This window comes from Methanosarcina sp., from assembly GCF_028693135.1.
In the GTDB taxonomy this organism is placed as follows: Archaea; Halobacteriota; Methanosarcinia; order Methanosarcinales; family Methanosarcinaceae; genus Methanosarcina.
Genome location: NZ_JAQUVZ010000001.1, coordinates 38032 through 56543, shown reverse-complemented (window position 1 = coordinate 56543; position 18512 = coordinate 38032). Strand labels below are relative to the sequence as shown.

The following is an 18512-nucleotide window of genomic DNA, read 5'->3' as shown; positions in this document are numbered from 1 at the left end:
TCTGGGTTTTTGAAGTAATTCGGATAGTTTCGCAACGTTAAGTTTCTTATTCTTGTGTTACATTAATCTATAGGGGATTTAATGGAAAGGCAATTGGCTGAAAATAAAAATAAGATCTGTTCTCCGCAGGGTGATGAACATCTTATTTCTCTCCCTGAATTTCTAAAAAGGTTCGAAACGGAGGAAAACGGGCTCAGTGAACAGGAAGCTGCGCAAAGGCTCCGGGAGTGCGGACCAAATGTCCTCGAAGAAGCAGGAAAGGAAAGCATAATTAAGAGATACGTCCGTCAGTTCCGAAACTTTTTTGCTGTCCTGCTGACTGTAGGAGCGATTCTATCTTTTGTTGGCGAGTACCTTGATCCCGGGCAGGGAAATCTCTATATAGGGGTTGCTCTTGTCGGGGTCGTTGTCCTTAACGGGACTTTCACATTTGTGCAGGAGTACCAGGCCGCAAAGACAATGGAAAGCTTCCGGCAGCTTCTGCCACCTCATGCAAAGGTCTTCAGGGGTGGAAAAGTAAGGGAAGTCCTGGCTTCGGAACTTGTGGTAGGGGATGTCGTCCTTCTTGAAGAGGGGGATAAGGTTCCTGCAGATGGGCGCCTGATTGAAACCAAATCCCTGAAAGTGGACAATTCAACCCTGACCGGGGAATCAGAGCCGCAGCTGCGTTCTCTTGAATGCACTCATTCGAATCTGCTGGAATGCCGGAATGTGGTTTTTTCCGGAACTCTTGTACAGAGTGGTAACGGTAAAGCCGTTATTTTCGGAACCGGGCCGAATACCCAGATGGGAAGCCTTGCAACGCTTACAGAGCAGACATTATCCGTGGACACCCCTATCCGAAAAGAACTCAACCATTTCATAAAGATTATTTCTGCAATTGCTATTTTCCTTGGAATTACCTTTTTTCTGCTCGCATTTTTTCTCCAGAATATTTTTCTTGCAAGCCTTATCTTTGCCATAGGAATCATTGTTGCCAATGTCCCTGAAGGACTTTTGCCCACAGTTACGCTTGCCCTCAGCCTTGCTTCCAGAAGAATGGCCTCCCGGAATGCCCTTATAAAACAGCTTGAGTCTGTGGAAACCCTGGGCTCGACTACCGTGATCTGTACGGACAAAACCGGGACCCTGACTCAGAATAGGATGGCAGTAAATTCTCTTATCGCAGGGTTTGAAACTCTGGAGCCGGAAAAACCTTTCATTCCTCAAGAAGGCTCTGCAGGGCAGGATGCAGAAGAAAGTCCAAAAAAAGGTCTTGCGGAGAAAGATACTGATTCAGGCGCAAAAGGAGTTCCTGTTACAGGAAATCCCATGTGGAATCCGGACAAGATTCCGCCTGTTTTTATAAGAGTTGCAGGGCTCTGCAATAACGCGAAAATTTACGATTCGCCTCCCGGATATACTGGCGACCCGACAGAAGGGGCACTTCTTGTTTTTGCGAACAGTTTTGTAGATATAAATAAACTCCAGAGCGAGTATCCAAGGCAGGAAGAGTTTCCTTTCGATTCCCTTACCCGGCGCATGGAAGTTGTCTGCCGCACTCCTGAAGGCAAACTTGAAGTATACCTCAAGGGCGCTCCGGAAGTGGTTGTGGAGATGTGCGGGTTAGTTATGGAGTCCGGGGGAGTAAGAAAACTGGATGAAGCCGGGCAAAAAGAACTTCTGGACAGGCACCTGGGGTTGGCAGAAAAAGGAGAACGGATAATTGCCCTTGCGTTCAGGCAGGCAGAAGGGGAGAAAGAGTATACCGGAGATTTTATTTTCCTGGGTTTCATCGGGATTGTAGACCCCCCACGCCCTGAAGCGAGAGACGCTATTGCAAAATGCCATGCCGCCGGGATCAAGGTTGTCATGATCACAGGTGACCACCCGGTTACCGCTGAGTCAATTGCCAGAGATGTGGGGCTCGCAGTATCCGGAAAACCTGAGATTATTACCGGAGACGAGCTGAAATCCCTTTCCCGTACAGAGCTTGCTTCCCGGCTTAAAAACCCGAGTATTGTTTTTGCCCGAACTTCTCCTGTACAGAAGTTGAAAATTGTACAGCTCTTCCAGGCAGAAGGAGAGATCGTTACCATGACCGGAGACGGGGTTAATGATGCTCCTGCGATCAAGAATGCCGACATGGGGGTTGCGATGGGCAGCGGCACGGATGTGGCTCGCGAAGCCGCAGATATGGTACTGCTGGACGACAATTTTGCTACAATTGTAAATGCGGTAGAAGAAGGCAGGACTGTTTTTGATAACATAAAAAAGTTTATTGCTTACATCCTTACAAGCAATATCCCCGAGATTCTGCCATTCATAGCTTTTGTTCTCCTTTCTATTCCCCTTCCCATGACTGTTCAGCTTATCCTGGCAATCGACCTCGGAACTGATATCCTTCCTGCCATTACTCTGGGGGTGGAAAAAGGAGAAGGAGATATTATGAAGAGGCCTCCCAGACCAAGGCATGAAAAATTATTAACTCCTCAGGTGCTTTTGACATCCTACGGAGTAAAAGGGCCTATTGAGGCTGCTGCGGGCTTCTTCTGTTATTTTGCCGTACTTCTTGACGGGGGCTGGGGTTTCGGCGAGCAGCTTGCACACACTAATCCCCTTTATATGCAGGCAATAACCGCTTTCTTCTCAGCCGTGATTATCTGCCAGATTGCTAATGTGTTTGTTTCAAGAACCCGGTTTCAGTCTGTCTTCTCAATGGGACTGTTCAGCAACCGCATGGTTCTCCTGGGAATTGCAAGTGAACTCCTGATTCTTGCTATCATTATCTGGAATCCGTTTGCTAACCTTATCTTCAATACCGCTCCCATTGATCTCAGGTATATGCTGCTTGCCGTTCCTTTTGCGGTTCTCCTCTTTGGGGTCGATGAACTGAGGAAATATCTCCTGAGAAAAAATGTTAACTGGGCAGCTAGATACTTTAAATGGTGATCCGGGCACGGTTTGAGGAATAAATTCACATGAACTCAAAAATGGGTGGAAGGGTAGCCTGAAGAGCCACCTGGAAGAGAAAGCTGATACATAACTTATGTGATCTTTTGGAAGTAAATTATGTGATATTTAACACTTTTGGCAAGTTGTGTTTTAAATCTTCTTTAATATATTTTTTTCCAGATACTGCCACGTGACTCATTTTTTTGGATAATAAAGCTTATAATCTCTTGTAATCACACTAACAGATTAAACTTATATACCATGTGGACGCAGTATTTATTATTTCGCTCTCCGTCATTCTTTATGGATAAGACGATTTTCACTTCAAGACCGCGTTGGTTTTGATGAGGGTATCCACACAAAACAATGAAGAGCCATATAGCTCAAGTCTATCTGCTATAATTCTTTTATAAACCCCTACAGGTTCAACCTGCCGAGTGTATATACTATGAATGTGAGTAAAAAAATTTTAGTTATTATCTACATAATTTTTGCCCTTCTGACTTCGGTCGTCATTTTTGCATCTCAGAATATCCTTGACTCAAGTTTTTCTGACATGGAGGAAAAAGGGGCAATTAGTGATGCGGAAAATGTACGTAATATAATTGATTTCCATATCATACAATTGGATGAGACAAACTCTGCCCTTTCTTCAAGGGAAGATATCAGGGCTTTTATGCTAAGTGAGAATCCAGAAGACCTTGGCGGGACTTTACTCACTGACTTTTTTACCCTGAGTGGATGTGACTTCATTTTTTTTGTCAATAGTTCAGGGACTATAATATACTCTCAGGTTTCAGATTCAAAAAATGTCGGTAATGCTTCCAGTGACTTAATTATTCCCGAAATCAACCAGAAAATAAATGATGGAAGTCTTCTCTGCAGGGAGGGGCTGAGCCCTTTAAACGGGATGTTTCAGCTGGGAAACGGACCTGCAATTGTTTCCTGCCGCCCCGTATCTGCTGCATCCGATAACAATGAGATGATCGGAACAATTATCCTGGGGAGGGATTTGGATGCTGATCTCATTGATTCCATCCAGAAAATTGCAGGGAATCCGGTTTTGCTTTACAGTCCTGATAGCGTGCCTCCTGATTTTGAGCAAGCCTTTTTAGAAAATAGAAACGGGAGTTTCATACATACTGTAGAAGGGGGCAGGTTAGCAGGTTATTTTATTCACGAAGACATTAATGGAAACCCAATTTTCATGGTTAGGACGGATGCTGACGGAAACATCTATACAGAAGGCAGGAAGTCCCTCAGGTATATTGTACTTTTCCTCCTGTTTTCAGGTCTCGTGGTCGGAGCAAGCTGTAAGTTCCTTCTTGACAGGGAAGTAGTATCCCGAATTGTTGCCATTGACAATTTTGTAGAAAAAGTGGGGAAAGATGAAGCTTTCTCAGCACACTGTATTATGGAAGGGGATGATGAGCTATCGAGGTTGACTGAAGGAATAAACCGGATGCTTGACCGTCTGAAACTAAATTCTGATATATTTAAAGCTCAGGAACATGAGAAGAATGCTATTCTCAATTCTCTCAGCGAATTCGTGATCTTTATGGATCTTGGGCTGAGAATCGTCTGGGCAAACAGGGCTTCTCTGGACTATGCAGGTCTTAAGCTTGAAAACATTATTGGGCACAGATATGAGGAATTCTTTCCAATGTCCTCTACTGCTCCCGGAAAATCTCTCGCAAGAAAGGTGCTTGAATCCGGAAATGATGGATTAGGAGAGGTAGTTACTCCGGACGGAAAATTATGGATGATCCGTGCAAATCTGATTAAGGATGAAGATGGAAAAGTAACCGGAATCCTGCAAACAGAGCTCAATATTACAGCATACAAACGTTCTGAAGAGAAGCTTCTTCAGGCAAAACTGGAAGCTGAGGTTGCCAGCTGTACAAAAAGTGAGTTCCTTGCCAATATGAGCCATGAACTGCGGACACCTCTTAATTCCATCATCGGTTTTTCGGACATACTGCTAGAGAGATTTTTTGGGGAACTCAACGAAAAACAACTGAGGTATGTTAATAACATATCTTCCAGTGGAAAACATCTTCTGGGACTTATAAACGATATTCTTGATCTCTCAAAAGTAGAAGCCGGAAAAATGGAGTTGCACTACAGTGAGTTTTCTATTGGCTCAGTTTTCGAAGAGGTGAAAACTACTCTTTCTCCTCTTGCTAAGGTAAAATCTCTTGAAATGGACTTTAATGTAGAATCAGATTTTGCAGATCTTCAAGCCGATAGGGGTCGTTTGACCCAGATTCTTTATAATCTTGTAAGCAATGCGATCAAGTTTTCCCTGGAAGGAGGCAAGGTATCTGTCCAATGTAAACAAAGTGGAAACCTAGCTTTTTTTTCAGTGATGGATACGGGAATCGGTATTTCTTCTGAAGACCATAAAAAACTTTTCCAGCCCTTTACTCAGATCGATGCATCCTTATCCAGGCAGTACTGCGGGACAGGGCTTGGGCTTTCTCTTGTGAAGAAACTTGTAAATCTACACCAGGGAGACATCTGGGTTGAAAGTGAACTTGAGAAAGGCAGTACTTTTATGTTTACAATCCCGCTCACCAAACCGTCTGAGTCCCGAAAAACCGATACTAAGGACATTAATGATTTAATGCTCGATGTTGAAATAAATAAAGCAGCTGCCTTTTTCGTGAAAGAGTGTGCAGAAGACTTGCAGGACGAAATTGAGCTTCCTGAAATCTGTCTTCCGGAAAAGAGTGTCGAAGAGCAGAATCTTGTTCTTGTAGTTGATGATGTGAAGAATTCCAATGAACTTATTTCAGTTTTTCTCCGGGAAAACGGATACTGTACAGCCTCATTATATAGAGGAAAAGATATTCTGAATGTTGCAAAGAAACTGAAACCTTATGCTATCACGCTAGATGTTTTCCTGCCTGATACTAATGGCTGGAGTGTCCTGAGACAGCTAAAGAGCGACTCTGAGACAGCCCGTATCCCCGTAATTATTATTTCAGTGACAGATAATAACGAGCTGGGAATCTCCTTTGGGGCAACTTATTCCTTTACAAAGCCAGTAAAAAGAATCGAATTACTGGATGCCTTAAGAGAAATCACAGGTAGGTTCAGGTTCGAAGAGCCAAGAATTCTTATCGTTGACGATGATGAGAATGCAGTGGAGCTGCTGAGTTCAATGATTGAACCCGAAGGCTTTGAGGTGGTAAAGGCTTATGGTGGGCAGGAAGGTCTGGACATGCTCTTTTCCGAGCAGCAGCCAGATATCCTTATCCTCGATTTGATGATGCCGGGAATAAGTGGATTTGAGGTCATTTCACATATGAGGGCAGATCAACAGACAAAAAATATTCCTTTAATTGTATGTACTGCAGGAGAGTTTACTGAGAAGAATATTGAAGAACTTAACGGCGAACTTAAGGGACATCTTATTTCTATTATGAAAAAGGGTACTTTCGGAAGAAAAGAGTTAATTAATAGGATAAAACAATTAACTATGTTTAAGAGGCGTGAAGATGAAAGAAATTCTTATTGTCGAAGATAACCCCATGAACATGGAACTGATCCTGGACCTTCTCGAGTTTTACGGACACCGTGTAACAGAAGCCGAGGATGGGATAAAGGCTCTTGAACGCCTTGCTGAGAAAAAGTTCGATATTATCCTTCTTGATATGCAACTTCCCAAAATGGACGGGCTTGAGGTTATGGACCGGATCAAAAAGAACCCGGCAACTGCAGATATTCCAGTAATAGCTGTCACAGCCCATGCCATGAAAGGAAGTGAAGAACACTTTATCGAAATGGGATGTGTGGATTATATCTCAAAACCCATAGATATCCACAGGTTTAGATCCCTGATTGATAAATACCTGGGAGACTAAAGAGAGGACACCGAACTGCAATCTTAAAGTATAACTTCCATTATATATATTTTATATACTACGTTCCGTATTTTTAGGCACATAAAGGTCTCAAGGTATTGAATTATGCGCTTAAAATATGCGAACTAAGGTTATATATTTCTAAAGAATTGGTACTCTATCAAAAAATACCCCAAAAACGCTGTAATTAGAAGTTTGTAAGCTGAGACGATATTTGCAATTTAGAGCAATCTAAAGAGATTAATATCTGGAAAACAGAGAACATCAGGAAAAGTAAACTAATATTGGAAAACGATTGTAGCCGGAAAGGCATTTGTTTCGATTTCGAGCTGATGTATTTTTTCCAATCCTATTTTCAATCCGAATTCGATTTTTGTCTATATACGGCTTTTGTCTATATACGGCTTTAGTCTTATGTTTCAAACAGGTGCTGCTTCTGTCTTAAACGGCCATATTCCCAGTGAAAATTATATTTTCTCCAGGCGTCTGGACATATCTTTATAGTATGAAAAAAGCTCTTCACACCATTTGAGGGCGCTGTCATCGAAGCTCATCAACCGCTGGTGGTCAAACTTTCCTTTTTTATCAAAGAGGACAAGAGAGCAGAAACGTTCTGTCACGACGTTTTTAAGTGTTACATTTTTATCACAGATATAGACTTCCGTATTCTTTGATTCTACAAGAGTCTTCAGGTCTTCAAAATAATCCTTTTTCATTCTATCAAAGACCGGCGTTGTCATGATAAGACACATCTCTGCTTCTTTTCTTACGAGCTCTGAATATATTTCAATATGGAGAGGATTGAAGTATGAAAGGAACATTTTTATATGTTTTGACGCTAGAAGGTTCTTTTTGAAATCTTCGGGGACTTCGAAAAGCCGGTTAAGATCGGCTTCAAGCATGAAGTAATTTCCTAGTTCATTAATCCTTTTAAGAAGATGCTCGGGAATTGCGGTAAAATCATGGTTAATCCAGTAATCGTAGTTTTCCTCAAAAACCCTTACAGTATCCAGCAGAGGCTCCATCTTCTCAACAACGATTTCCCCCATATCCGAGAGCCTGTAGACATTTCTTTCGTCCTGCACGATCAGACGCCCTTCCTTTAATTTCTTGATCTGCGGCATAATTGAAGTCGAGTTAACGTTAAGGGCGGTTTTTATTTCGTCCCCTGTCTTGGGCCCTTCTTCTAGAAGGAGCAACAAATCTTTCCTTTTTTCAGATAGGAACGCTAGGTCAATAAGTGATATTTTCATTTTAATTCCATCTCCCCTAGAAGCTTCTTAAGTATGCCGGAGAAGTTCTCCTACATCTTATTTCAGGAAGCAATCTTTATTGGCAAAAGTCCTTTATTTCTCCCAGGAGAAAACTGCGAGGGGGACTTAGTGCAACACTCATGCGCTACTTTTCAGTTGCTTCCTTATATTGTTTTCCAAAATTTACTTATTTTCTTAAAGTTAAGCTCCTTTTATCTGTCGGTTTCCCTTTTTCTTTGTCTATTTTCCTTTTTCTTTGTCTATTTTCCTTTCTCTTTGCTTTTTTCCTTTCTCTTTGCTTTTTTCCTTTTTGTCTGTTTTTTTACTTCCTATCTTTCTGTTCCCTTTTCTCTTTGCCTTTTTTATTTTCTGCCTGTCTTTTTCATCCTTTTCTCATTCCTTTATTCCGGTAGCAAGGACGTAACCCACATATTGTGAGGTTGACTTTTTTCGGAGCAGGGTTTTTTTGCCTTCTCCCAGCCGATTGAACCGGGATCTGATCTTTCTGCTGAACAGGTAATACTTCCCCATTTTCAAAATCAGCTCTGCAAAGTACCGGGCAAATTTCCAGCTCCCGCCCATCCCCTCAATCAGTGCTTTTACTTCTCCAGGTCCCGGAGAAGGCCTGAACTTTCGGATATTTACGTCTTTGAGCCCACCTTCTTGAAGTCCCCTTTTCCATTCTTCCGGCGTGGGGAGGGAAAAGGGAAGCCCTGTAATTTTCCCGAATACTTTTTCTGCGTGAGCGATTTCTTCAGCGGCTTTTGGGGGAATCCTCTCCTCTTTGTACATTTCGTTGATTCCCACATAGCCCCCCTGTTTCAGGACCCGCGCGAACTCTTTGAAGGTTCTGCCTCTATCAAGGAACTGGGACACAAACTCGGTTATCACTGCGTCAAAAGTCCCGGCTTCGAAGGGAAGGGCATAAGCGTCCGCAACCCTGAACTCCACCCTGTCCGAAACGCCCTGCCTTCTGGCCCTTTCTTTTGCTTCCTCAAGAGAAAGTTCTGCAATATCAATTCCCATCACATTGCAGCCGATTTTTCTGGCAAGGAAACAGGCAGAAAAACCGGTCCCACAACCGATCATAAGGACTTTTTTCGTCCTGTCAATCCGACATAACTCAGCAAGTTTTTTTGTGGATGTAAGGCCGCCTGTATGATAATAGGGCACTCCCAGGTAACTCATAAAATCATAGTAGCCAAGAGCTTCGGCTTCTTTAACTGAAAGCCACTTTTTGGAGGCAGATACTTCCTTTTCTGTTTGTGCCCCTGAATTTCCCAAACCTTCAGACATGCTTTTTCCCTCCGAGGTCATACTCCCTTCTGGGAGTTTATTTTTTCCTCTACATATTCTTCAAGCTTGTTGAGAGCCTTATGATTCTTTTTTCCAAAAATTACTTCTTCTCTTAAAGTTAAGCTCCTTTTCTCTGTTTTTTCCCTTTTTCTGGCAGGTACCGAAAGTTCTGTAAAATATGATTGGACTAATAAAAACGAAATTATGAATTGAAAATTGATACTAATACCAGGATAAAAACGAAAACCAATGAAAATAATAGAAAATTCAGATCAAATCGTCGGAAATTAATATTAATAAAATGTAGCAAGTTCACAAGTGACAGGTTTTAGTAGTTTAATGAATATTCAAGGATTTCCTAGCACTTTTAGCCCTTCCCGGAATAACCTGGTTTTGTTAGTTTATTCATTTTGTTCAGGCAAATCGATGAACCAGCCATTTAAAGAAAATCTTAATGAAAAAAGGAAAACGATCTTCATGCCAACTTATCTGACCTACTTTTATCTCTTTCCTGTAGCTGCCCTTATTGCAACCCTTGCAATTTCTTCAGGCATCTCAGGCACTAACTTCTGGATTCCGGTATATATGATATGGCTTGGCTTTGACGCGAAAATGTCTTTCTGGCTCGGGTTATTGACCATGATCTTCGGTTTTGGATCGGGGATACTCAGAAACCTGAAACAAAAAACAATTTCCTGGTTCATTGTAAAAGAATACCTGAAAATTACAATCCCTGCAGCTGTTATCGGAACCCTGCTAATTCCTTTTGCTCCTGCACAAATGCTCATAGTCCTGTTTGCGAGTTTTATTCTGTTATACGGGATCTATCTGGTATATCGCTACTGGCTTTACCGAATGGGGAAAATTCCTGAAGAGCTCGAAACTCATGATAGAATATGCTGGAAACGCGCCGCAGTTGCAGGTTTTCTCAAAGGGCTGATCGCAACCGGGCTTGGAAAATTAATCATGCCCTGCATGCTGGGGCATGAAAAAATCCGGTCTCCTGCAGAAGCTGTGGGCTCCACAGTCCTGATTATCTTCATTGTGAACCTTGTTGCCCTCCTCCTCCGCCTGACCCCTGACTTTATACCTACCCTGATCGAAAAAAAAGAACTGATCTTCGAGATAATGCTCTGGGTTGCTCCGGGAGTAATTCTGGGAGGGCAGATAGGACCGGCTATTGCAAGAAAGCTGTCGCAGCAGGGGATTAGGCTTTACACAGGAGGAATGCTGGTAGGCATCAGCATGCTGATGTATTTAAGGGCCTTTGCAGTCATATAAATTTAAAAGAAATGTAAAAGAATTACGGAAAAATTAAAAAATAGGAGCTTTTCAAACTCCCGTTTTCACTTCTTTCGAAGCCTGCTTCATCAGCACAACCAGTCCTTTCAAAATCTCTTTCGGAGAAGGTGGGTTCCCGGGAATTTTCATATCCACAGGCAGGATTTTGTCAACCCCGCCGAGTACGGCATAAGAACCCTTATAGATCCCGCCGTCACAGGCATCGTCTCCCACTGCTACCACAAACTTTGGGGAGGGCATGGCTTCATAGGTTTTTTTCACGGCTCCAGCCATGTTAAGGGTGACTGCTCCTGTAACCATCAGGACGTCAGCATGCCTCGGGGATGCAACAAAAGAGATCCCGAACCTCTCAACATCATAATGAGGGTTTCCAAGGTTTGAGATTTCAATCTCTGTTGAATTGTCACTGCCTGAATCCAGTTCGCGGATGGCAAGGCTGTGCCCGAAAACTTTCGGAATCTCTTTTTTGATTTCCGTTCCGAGGGCTTCTAATTCTTCATCTCTAAATTCAAAGGTCTCCGTAACCTTTTTACGGAGAAAGAGGGAAAGCGGGTTTACCATAATTATACCTCACTGCGTTTCTTCCACTGCATTTCTTATACTCTCTTTTTAAAGGTCGGTTCCTGCATAGGAGAGGTTAAGGCTCTTGTTGATCACGGGAAAATCAGGGACAATATTCCCAAGTACCGCATGTTCTATAGCCTGCCAGTTGCAGAAGGAAGCCGTCCTTACCTTGTATCGATCAACAAGCCCGTTCTTGAGGTAGACCCAGTGCAGGTTCTGTCCCCTTGGGGCTTCTACAAGGGCAAGTGAATATCCTGTAGCTCCAGGGTTGTTTGCTTCTCTGAGATTTTGCCCGGCGTATCCGGTACTTTCAGCAAATATGGGACCCTGCGGAAGTTTTTCTGCGAGGCGCAGGATGAGGTTTACAGAAGCCCTTATCTCATTGGTTTTTACTTCAAAGCGGGAAAATACATCCCCTCTTTTCCTTACTGAAGGTTCCGGAGCAAATTCTTTATATGCTCCATAGGGCCTGTCAAGCCTGGTGTCGGCTGGGCAGCCTGAAGCCCTGGCTATAGGGCCTGTAAGGTTAAGTGGTGAAACAAGTTCTTTTTTTATTATGCCTGTTGTTGCAAACCTGTCAATAAGTGAAGATGAAGACATTGCCCTATCGAAAGCAGACTCAAATGCCCTGGAAAACTTCTTAAGGAAGGCAGGGAGACCTTTCAGGAGTGAATCCGGGATATCCTTTTTCAACCCTCCTGGAGTATTAATCCCGCGCAGGAACCTTGACCCTGTCAGTTTTTCGTTCTGCCTGAAGACCTCTTCTCTCAATATGAAGAATGGGCTTGCCACAAGAGCAAAACCCACATCTACAGCCATTCCAGCAAGGTCCCCGAGCAGGGAATAGATTCTTTCGAGCTCAAGCATTATTGCCCGCAGGCTTTCTGCCCTTTCAGGCACGTTTATCCCGCAGACCTGCTCTACTGCCATACAGAACCCTGTTGCATTTGCCATACTTTCGTCCCCACTCACTGCTTCGGCAAGAGCTACGCATTTTGAAGGACTTTTTCCCTCAGCCAGTTTCTCTATTCCCCTGTGCTTGTAAAAAAGCCGGATTTCCAGGCTGAATATGGGTTCTCCTATCACGCTGAATCTGAAATGCCCAGGCTCGATTATTCCGGCATGTACAGGCCCGACGGGGATCTGGTACACACCTTCACCTTTAACCTGCCTGAACCTGTATTCCGTAGATGGAGCTTCAGCCCATCTGATTGGCCCGTTTTTGAAAGCTTTTTGCAGGGGATGGAAACCTTCAGGATAGCATTCGTGAAGGAAGAGCCTTCTGGTATCAAGGGCACCGGCAAATTCCAGCCCGAAACCATCCCTTATTTCTCGCTCAAACCAGGAAGCTGAGGGGAAGGTTCCTGCAACCGATGTAACCTTTTTTTCTTTTCCTGCCTCCCGGACAAGTACAAGGACAGGTGCCCTTCCTGCCTGTTTGAAAACATAAAAGAGGGTAAAGCCGCTCTTTTTTTCAAAGGCTTCTGCGCAAAAAAGCCCTATAAGGCTGAACTTCCTTTCCGCAAGTGCAGGAGTTGCATCTTCAAACCCGGTTTCTGAAAGCCTCAGGTATATTTCGTTTTCACGGGCATTTAGCAGTTCGGGCTCTCCTTCTACAATGCCCGAAATTATTGAAAGCAATTCCATTGTGTCCTTATTCATTTTGATATCCATATGTATCGCCCCTTAAACATACCCGAGTTCAAGAATTATTGCATCAAGCAGGTCCTTCAGTGAATCAGGGAAATAAAAGCCAAGGGCAAGGGCAAGAGCCAGCATGAAGATCGTTGGGACCCTCATGCCATTCTTTACCAGATATTGGCCCGGAAGCCTGCTTTTCTCATAGGCTGCTTTTCCTGTGGAGTTTTCTTTTACGGCTCCTCCTGTTCCTGCAGAAGTTCCGGTTATGTGCCTGTGCTCCTCTTTTTCGTTTTCTTCCTCTGCAGTCACTTTCGAGAAGGCTTTCAGGAGGAAGTTTGCAAAGGATGCAGCTGCAAGGATGAGCATGAACAGCACTGCAAGAGTCAGGTAAGGAGAAATTGCCGCACTTTCCAGCAGGATGAAAAATTTTGCAGGGAAGAGGGGAAAAGGCGGCATTCCTACTATTGCAATACTCCCAAGGATCAGGCACCAGGCTGCCCTGGGCTGGAGTTTAAAGACGTCCTTCATATTTTCACGCATATTGCTTCTGTATTGCCTGTGCAGAATGCCTGCGGAAAACAGCAGAGTTTCTTTTACCAGGACATGGATGAGCATGTAATAAAGAACCCAGAAGAGGGCAAGAGGGGTTCCCACTCCTATTCCTATGAGTAGAAGGCCCATATGCTCGACACTTGAGAAGGCTATTAGCCTCTTTAAATTCCTCTGCTGGAGCATGCTGAATGAAGCAAGAGCAATTGAGAAAACTCCTGCTGCAATCAGTATAGAAGACGCCTGTGGGGCGGCACTGCTCTCTCTAAGCAGGGCATACATCCTGATAATTCCGTAGATTCCCAGGTTCTGCATTAACCCTGAAAGAATTGCACTTACCGAAGGTGCCCTTGCATAGGCATCCGGGAGCCAGGTGTGGAAAGGAGCTACCCCTGCTTTTGCCCCGAAACCTATGAACGTGAATGTGAAGCTTGCAAGGAGAAGGGCAGGGGAAAACTCAGAGGCGTGAACTGCAAGTACGGTCCAGTTGAGGGTACCCTCTCCGAGGGTCTGTTCTGAGAGGGTGAAGAGGAAAACCAGCCCGAGGAAAGCAAAGAGCATGGCTCCTGAGACTATGAAGACGTATTTTAAAGCGGCATCGATATTTTCCCTTGCTGACAGAATTGCAACAAGCATGGCAGCGCAGACTGTTGTGAGTTCTGCAAAGATCCAGAAAAGCGCCAGGTTATCCGAAAAGAGCGCAACAGTGGATGTAACAAGCAGGAGGTTGAACGCAAGGTAGAAAGTCTTCAGGTTTTTAGGGTCAAGTTCGCCGGTTTCCATAAGGCTGTCGGTATACCCTCTGGCATAGAAGGCTGCAGCAGAGAATCCCAGGGCTGTTATCAGTTCCACATAAAGGTTAAGGTGGTCAAGATAGAGGGAGGCTCCGAGCTTTACTGGCAGGTCAAGCATAAGAAGGGCGATGCAGCTCATGACAAGGTGCAGAAGGCCGTTTCCTGCGGCAAGTGCATTCATTAACCTGTGGGACCTTGGAATAAGGCCGAGTGCCAGGAATATTCCCATTACTAACAGGTAATAGCGGATCATCGAGACTCAACTCCTGTCCAGATCTGCAGTTCCCGGAATTTCTGTCTGTACTCCTCAATGCTTGAATCCATCCCCACAGCCAGAATAGTGGTCAGCAGGACCAGGATTATTAGGTCTAGTATGATCAGGACTTCGATGATAAAGGGAAGTTCCGTAACAAAGAGCCCGAACATCAGGACTCCATTTTCCATGCTGAGGTAACCAAGCGCTTTTGTGACAACTTTTTTTCTGCTGAACATCACAAGCATGCCCATAAGGGTAAGGGAAAGCCCTATCACAGCCCCGAAGAAAAAGAGCTTCGAGAGGGGCAGTCCTTCGAATACCCTTGAAAGGAACGTATAGGAGAGGAGAATAAGGCCTATGCTCAGCAGAAGAGATGGTGTTGGCTCCAGATATGCAAAGTGAAGATCTCTTCCGATTTTGATTTTCTCTTCTATTCTGGAGACGAAGTAAGGAATTAGAATCACTTTACTTGCCAGGGTCAGGCATGCCAGCAGCAGAAGCTGACCTTTTCCGTCTATCAGGTAGAGGAGGAAGGAGACTGCAGCCAGCAGGAAAGACTGGATAGTATATGTGGTAAGGGCCGAACTAAGGTTGCGGGTTGAGATGATCAGCCCTGCACTTATAAGGACAAAGACGAAAAGGACCTTTATTATGCCTTCAAGGAAGAGCGGGTCAATCATGCAAACACCTCGATAAGGATGGTAAGGGCGGAAAAGAAAAATGCCATTACATAAAATGCAGGAAGCCTGAAGAGCCTCATCTTTGCAAGGGCTGATTCAAAGAGCCCGATTATTATTGCAAGCAGCCCTGCCTTCAGGAGGAAGAGAAAGGCTGAGACCGCAATTTTTCCTGCATCGATCTCGGTACTGAGCCCTACCGGAAGAATTGTGTTAATCAATATCCCCATTAGCAGGAACTGTTTAAGAGCATGGGCAAGTTCGAGCAGGGCAAGGTTCGTTCCTGTCTGTTCAAGGATCATTGCCTCATTAATCATGGTAAGTTCAAGGTGAGTTGCCGGGTTATCCACAGGCAGCCTTCCGGTCTCCACGATCAGGATAATGAAGAGCGAGATTGAGACCAGGACAAGGGTCGGGCTAATGGGAAGAATCGTGCCTGCATTAAGGGCGAACATCTGGTGCAGGTTGAGGCTTTTCAGGACAAAGGCCAGAGCTGCAAAAGCAACTACCATTGTTGGTTCGATTACAGCCGCAAGGCTCATTGATCTTGAACTGCCCATGCCGCCGAAAGCACTTCCGGCGTCAAGCCCGCCAAGGGCGGTAAAGAACCTTTCAAGCGCAAGAAGGTACAGGAAGACAATGATGTTTCCGATTCCTCCTGCAGGTTCCGGGACAAAGACCAGAGGTACGAAAAGGGAACAGACAAGCAGAGTCGAAAGGTTGAGGTAGGGGGTAAACCGCATGATCCAGGAGGAGGTCGGAGAATAGACCGCTTCTTTTTGCAGGAGTTTTCTTAAATCGTAATAAACCTGAAAAAGACTCGGACCCCTTCTCCCCTGGGCGTATGCCTTTACCTTTCGGATCAAAGCCATGTACAGAGGGGCTGCCAGCAGGGCAAAAAGCGGATTTAAGAGGGCAAAAAGCAGGAACGACGTGTTCATACAAAGCCTCCTGTTGCTATAATCAATACAATTACTGCCAGAAAGGCGTAAAGGATGTAACTGTCAAGTTTTCCGTTCTGCAGGCTTGAAACATATTTTGAAAAACTCTCGATTGCCCTCGCAGGAGGAATGTAAAGGTACTCTTCAAAGAAGCGAAGAAGGCGGATTTCCACGTTCCCGTTCTTAAAGAGACTTTCCTGTTTGTCGTGGTACTCAGCTTTGTGCACAATCTTTGTCCTGTAGATGTTTTTGAAGATCATCACAAGAGGCTCGGAAAAGCCTGCTGAGCTGTATTCCATGTGAGGGGCAAGGGTCGGAATTCCGCATCCCCAGGTCTCGCTAATTCGGGCAGGACTCGTTTCTTTTGAACGGATTATCAGGAAAAGGGCTGCGTATATTAACCCAAGCAGAAGCCCCAGTAAAAGCAGGTCCGGAAACTCAATCTCCCAGCCTGCAAAAGAAAGGAGCTGCTTTGAGAAAAGCCCTGCAAGTATGCAGAGAGCTGCCGGCACTGCGGGTCCTATCAACATTGGTTTCTGGACTTCCTCAGCAAGGCGGCTCTTTTCCGAGCGCGGAAGGGCAAGACAGGTGATTCCGAAAAGTTTTACGAAAAGGGCAGCTGCCAGCGCTCCGGTGAGGGCAAAACTTGAGAGAGCAGTTATCAGAAATACGGTGAGAAGGGGGTCAGTTACGGCAAACGACTGGAAGAAAGCCTGGTAGAGCAGGAGTTCCCCAGCAAAACCGTTTGTTGGGGGCAGGGCTGCAATCGAGACCGAGCCTATCATGAAAAGGGCTGTGGTTGCAGGCATAGTTTTTACAAGGCCACCGAAGGCTTCGATTTTCCGTGTGCCTGTGGCATGGACTATTGAGCCTGCACAGAGGAAGAGCAGGCTTTTGAAGAGGGCATGGTTAAAGGCATGGAAGCAGGCTCCAGCAAGGCTTAACAGGGCGAGGGATTCAAGCCCTTCAACTTTGAATATAACATACAGCCCTATTCCCGTGAAAATGATCCCTATGTTTTCAATGCTGCTGTAGGCAAGGAGCCTTTTTATGTCGTTTTCCTTAAGGGCATAAATTACCCCGAAGAGGGCTGAAAGGCTGCCTGCTGTAATAATGAGCACTCCCCACCAGAGTTCAGGTGTGAAAACTGAGAGCAGGAACCGCAGGAAGCCGTAGACTGCAACCTTCAACATAACTCCGGACATCAGTGCCGAAACACTTGAGGGGGCTGCAGGGTGAGCATAGGGAAGCCACTTGTGGAAAGGAACAAGTCCTGCCTTGACCCCGAAGCCGATAAAAAGGGAGAGGAAGGGGAGAGCCAGTTCGCTTGCAGAGTATTCAAGCGGTCCGAAATCGGCAGAGCCTGTCAATCTGAAGAGGCTTATGAAGCCCACGAAAAGAAACGCTGTGCTGATGTTTGTCATCACGAAGTAGAAAAAGCCTGCTTTTTTATTTTCCTCCGATGAATAGTCGTGAAGCACAAGCAGGAGAGAAGAAAGGGACATTATTTCCCAGAAAATAAGGAAGATGACCATATTGCCTGCGAGCACTACCATAAGCATGGCAAGGATGAAGAGATTTGTCAGGGCTGTCTGCAGGTTTTTCCCGGCTTCGCTTTTAGCGTGTTCCACATATTCGACCGAATAGATTGAAACACCGGGCACTACTGCTGCAATTAGCAGGATAAATCCGGCTGAGAGCCGGTCTGCAACAAGGGTAAAATCCAGGCCCGGAAGATATCTTATGGGTGGAAATACAGGCTCTTTTCCAGTGTAGAGGAGCGCGCCTGCAAAACCCAGAAGCAGGATTGATGAGAGAAGAGAAAGGCCAAAAGAAGTCTTTCTTGTGTTTTTACTGCGGTACAGAAGAGGGAGGACAGTTCCGGATATAAGGGCGGCAATTGCACCGTACACTAAGGCTTCGAGCAATGTATTCACTCCTCAAACCGAGATCCGGCAACTAATAGAAAAGCTGAAAACAGTTTTTCAATCCGGGTAGAGAGTTCTGGCTTTCCAGCCCCTCTACCGCTTAAAGTAAGGCTTTCGAAACTGTCCTCTGTATATGAGATGATAGGGTCATTTTTGTAATTCGTATTGAGATTCCACCGTAAATTTCATCCGGGTTTACTCTCCCCGGAAACGTTTCTGCCTAATACTCCCTAATATTATACAGGATTACATTATAAAGTTTCTTGTACGGATTAATAATTATTATTAATGATATATATTTCTGATAGAGGAACATAATCAGGGGCTTTGAACACAATAAATAAATTTGCTTTTTTGGTTCTCAAGAGGGAATTCCTGATATAACTCTCATCATAGGGAGATTGGAATGACCCGAACTATAATAATCTTCCGCAGCTTTTACCACTCTCAACAGAATTACTTTTAAGTTTAAAACTATTTTATAATAATTAATATGTGCTCAATACTT

At 44.6% G+C, this 18512-nt stretch carries 12 protein-coding genes; 4 read left to right on the top strand and 8 right to left on the bottom strand.

Annotation, left to right across the window (positions count from 1 at the left end; all coding sequences use genetic code 11):
• Window positions 1-81: 81 nt before the first annotated feature.
• From PHF18_RS00210 to PHF18_RS00200, 3 genes are all read left to right on the top strand, one after another.
• The gene (locus PHF18_RS00210) at window positions 82-2931 is read left to right on the top strand and encodes a cation-transporting P-type ATPase (RefSeq protein WP_300096976.1); all 2850 of its coding nucleotides are present in this window, start codon (window positions 82-84) and stop codon (window positions 2929-2931) included.
• Between the two features lie 451 nt (window positions 2932-3382).
• A complete protein-coding gene (locus PHF18_RS00205) occupies window positions 3383-6466 on the top strand; it encodes a response regulator (RefSeq protein ID WP_300096974.1) in 3084 nt (1027 codons plus the stop codon).
• Window positions 6438-6803 carry a response regulator gene (locus tag PHF18_RS00200; RefSeq protein ID WP_300096972.1) on the top strand — a complete coding sequence of 122 codons (366 nt, stop codon included), beginning with the start codon at window positions 6438-6440 and terminating at the stop codon, window positions 6801-6803. The genes PHF18_RS00205 and PHF18_RS00200 overlap by 29 nt, the downstream gene beginning before the upstream one ends.
• A 467-nt stretch (window positions 6804-7270) precedes the next feature.
• Here PHF18_RS00200 and PHF18_RS00195 read toward each other — a convergent pair whose 3' ends face one another.
• The gene (locus PHF18_RS00195; RefSeq protein ID WP_300096970.1) at window positions 7271-8056 is read right to left on the bottom strand and encodes a winged helix-turn-helix domain-containing protein; all 786 of its coding nucleotides are present in this window, start codon (window positions 8054-8056) and stop codon (window positions 7271-7273) included.
• 393 nt (window positions 8057-8449) lie between these two features.
• A complete protein-coding gene (locus tag PHF18_RS00190) occupies window positions 8450-9352 on the bottom strand; it encodes a class I SAM-dependent methyltransferase (RefSeq protein ID WP_300096968.1) in 903 nt (300 codons plus the stop codon).
• 426 nt (window positions 9353-9778) lie between these two features.
• Here PHF18_RS00190 and PHF18_RS00185 point away from each other — a divergent pair, with 426 nt between their 5' ends.
• On the top strand, window positions 9779-10633 hold the full coding sequence (locus PHF18_RS00185) for a sulfite exporter TauE/SafE family protein (protein WP_300096967.1): 855 nt from the start codon (window positions 9779-9781) through the stop codon (window positions 10631-10633).
• 51 nt (window positions 10634-10684) lie between these two features.
• Here PHF18_RS00185 and PHF18_RS00180 read toward each other — a convergent pair whose 3' ends face one another.
• From PHF18_RS00180 to PHF18_RS00155, 6 genes are read right to left on the bottom strand one after another with little or no spacing between them, the layout of a single operon-like run.
• On the bottom strand, window positions 10685-11215 hold the full coding sequence (locus PHF18_RS00180; protein ID WP_300096965.1) for an NADH-quinone oxidoreductase subunit B family protein: 531 nt from the start codon (window positions 11213-11215) through the stop codon (window positions 10685-10687).
• A gap of 48 nt (window positions 11216-11263) precedes the next feature.
• Window positions 11264-12892, bottom strand: coding sequence for an NADH-quinone oxidoreductase subunit C (locus PHF18_RS00175; RefSeq protein WP_300096963.1), 1629 nt, complete (start codon window positions 12890-12892; stop codon window positions 11264-11266).
• A gap of 12 nt (window positions 12893-12904) precedes the next feature.
• On the bottom strand, window positions 12905-14455 hold the full coding sequence (locus tag PHF18_RS00170; RefSeq protein WP_300096961.1) for a proton-conducting transporter membrane subunit: 1551 nt from the start codon (window positions 14453-14455) through the stop codon (window positions 12905-12907).
• On the bottom strand, window positions 14452-15138 hold the full coding sequence (locus PHF18_RS00165) for a hydrogenase subunit (protein ID WP_300096959.1): 687 nt from the start codon (window positions 15136-15138) through the stop codon (window positions 14452-14454). Before PHF18_RS00165 ends, PHF18_RS00170 begins: the two co-directional genes overlap by 4 nt.
• The gene (locus tag PHF18_RS00160; RefSeq protein WP_300096957.1) at window positions 15135-16076 is read right to left on the bottom strand and encodes a respiratory chain complex I subunit 1 family protein; all 942 of its coding nucleotides are present in this window, start codon (window positions 16074-16076) and stop codon (window positions 15135-15137) included. Before PHF18_RS00160 ends, PHF18_RS00165 begins: the two co-directional genes overlap by 4 nt.
• Entirely contained in the window at window positions 16073-18013 is a 1941-nt protein-coding gene (locus PHF18_RS00155; RefSeq protein ID WP_300096955.1) for a proton-conducting transporter membrane subunit, read from the bottom strand. The genes PHF18_RS00160 and PHF18_RS00155 overlap by 4 nt, the downstream gene beginning before the upstream one ends.
• Window positions 18014-18512: the final 499 nt, after the last annotated feature.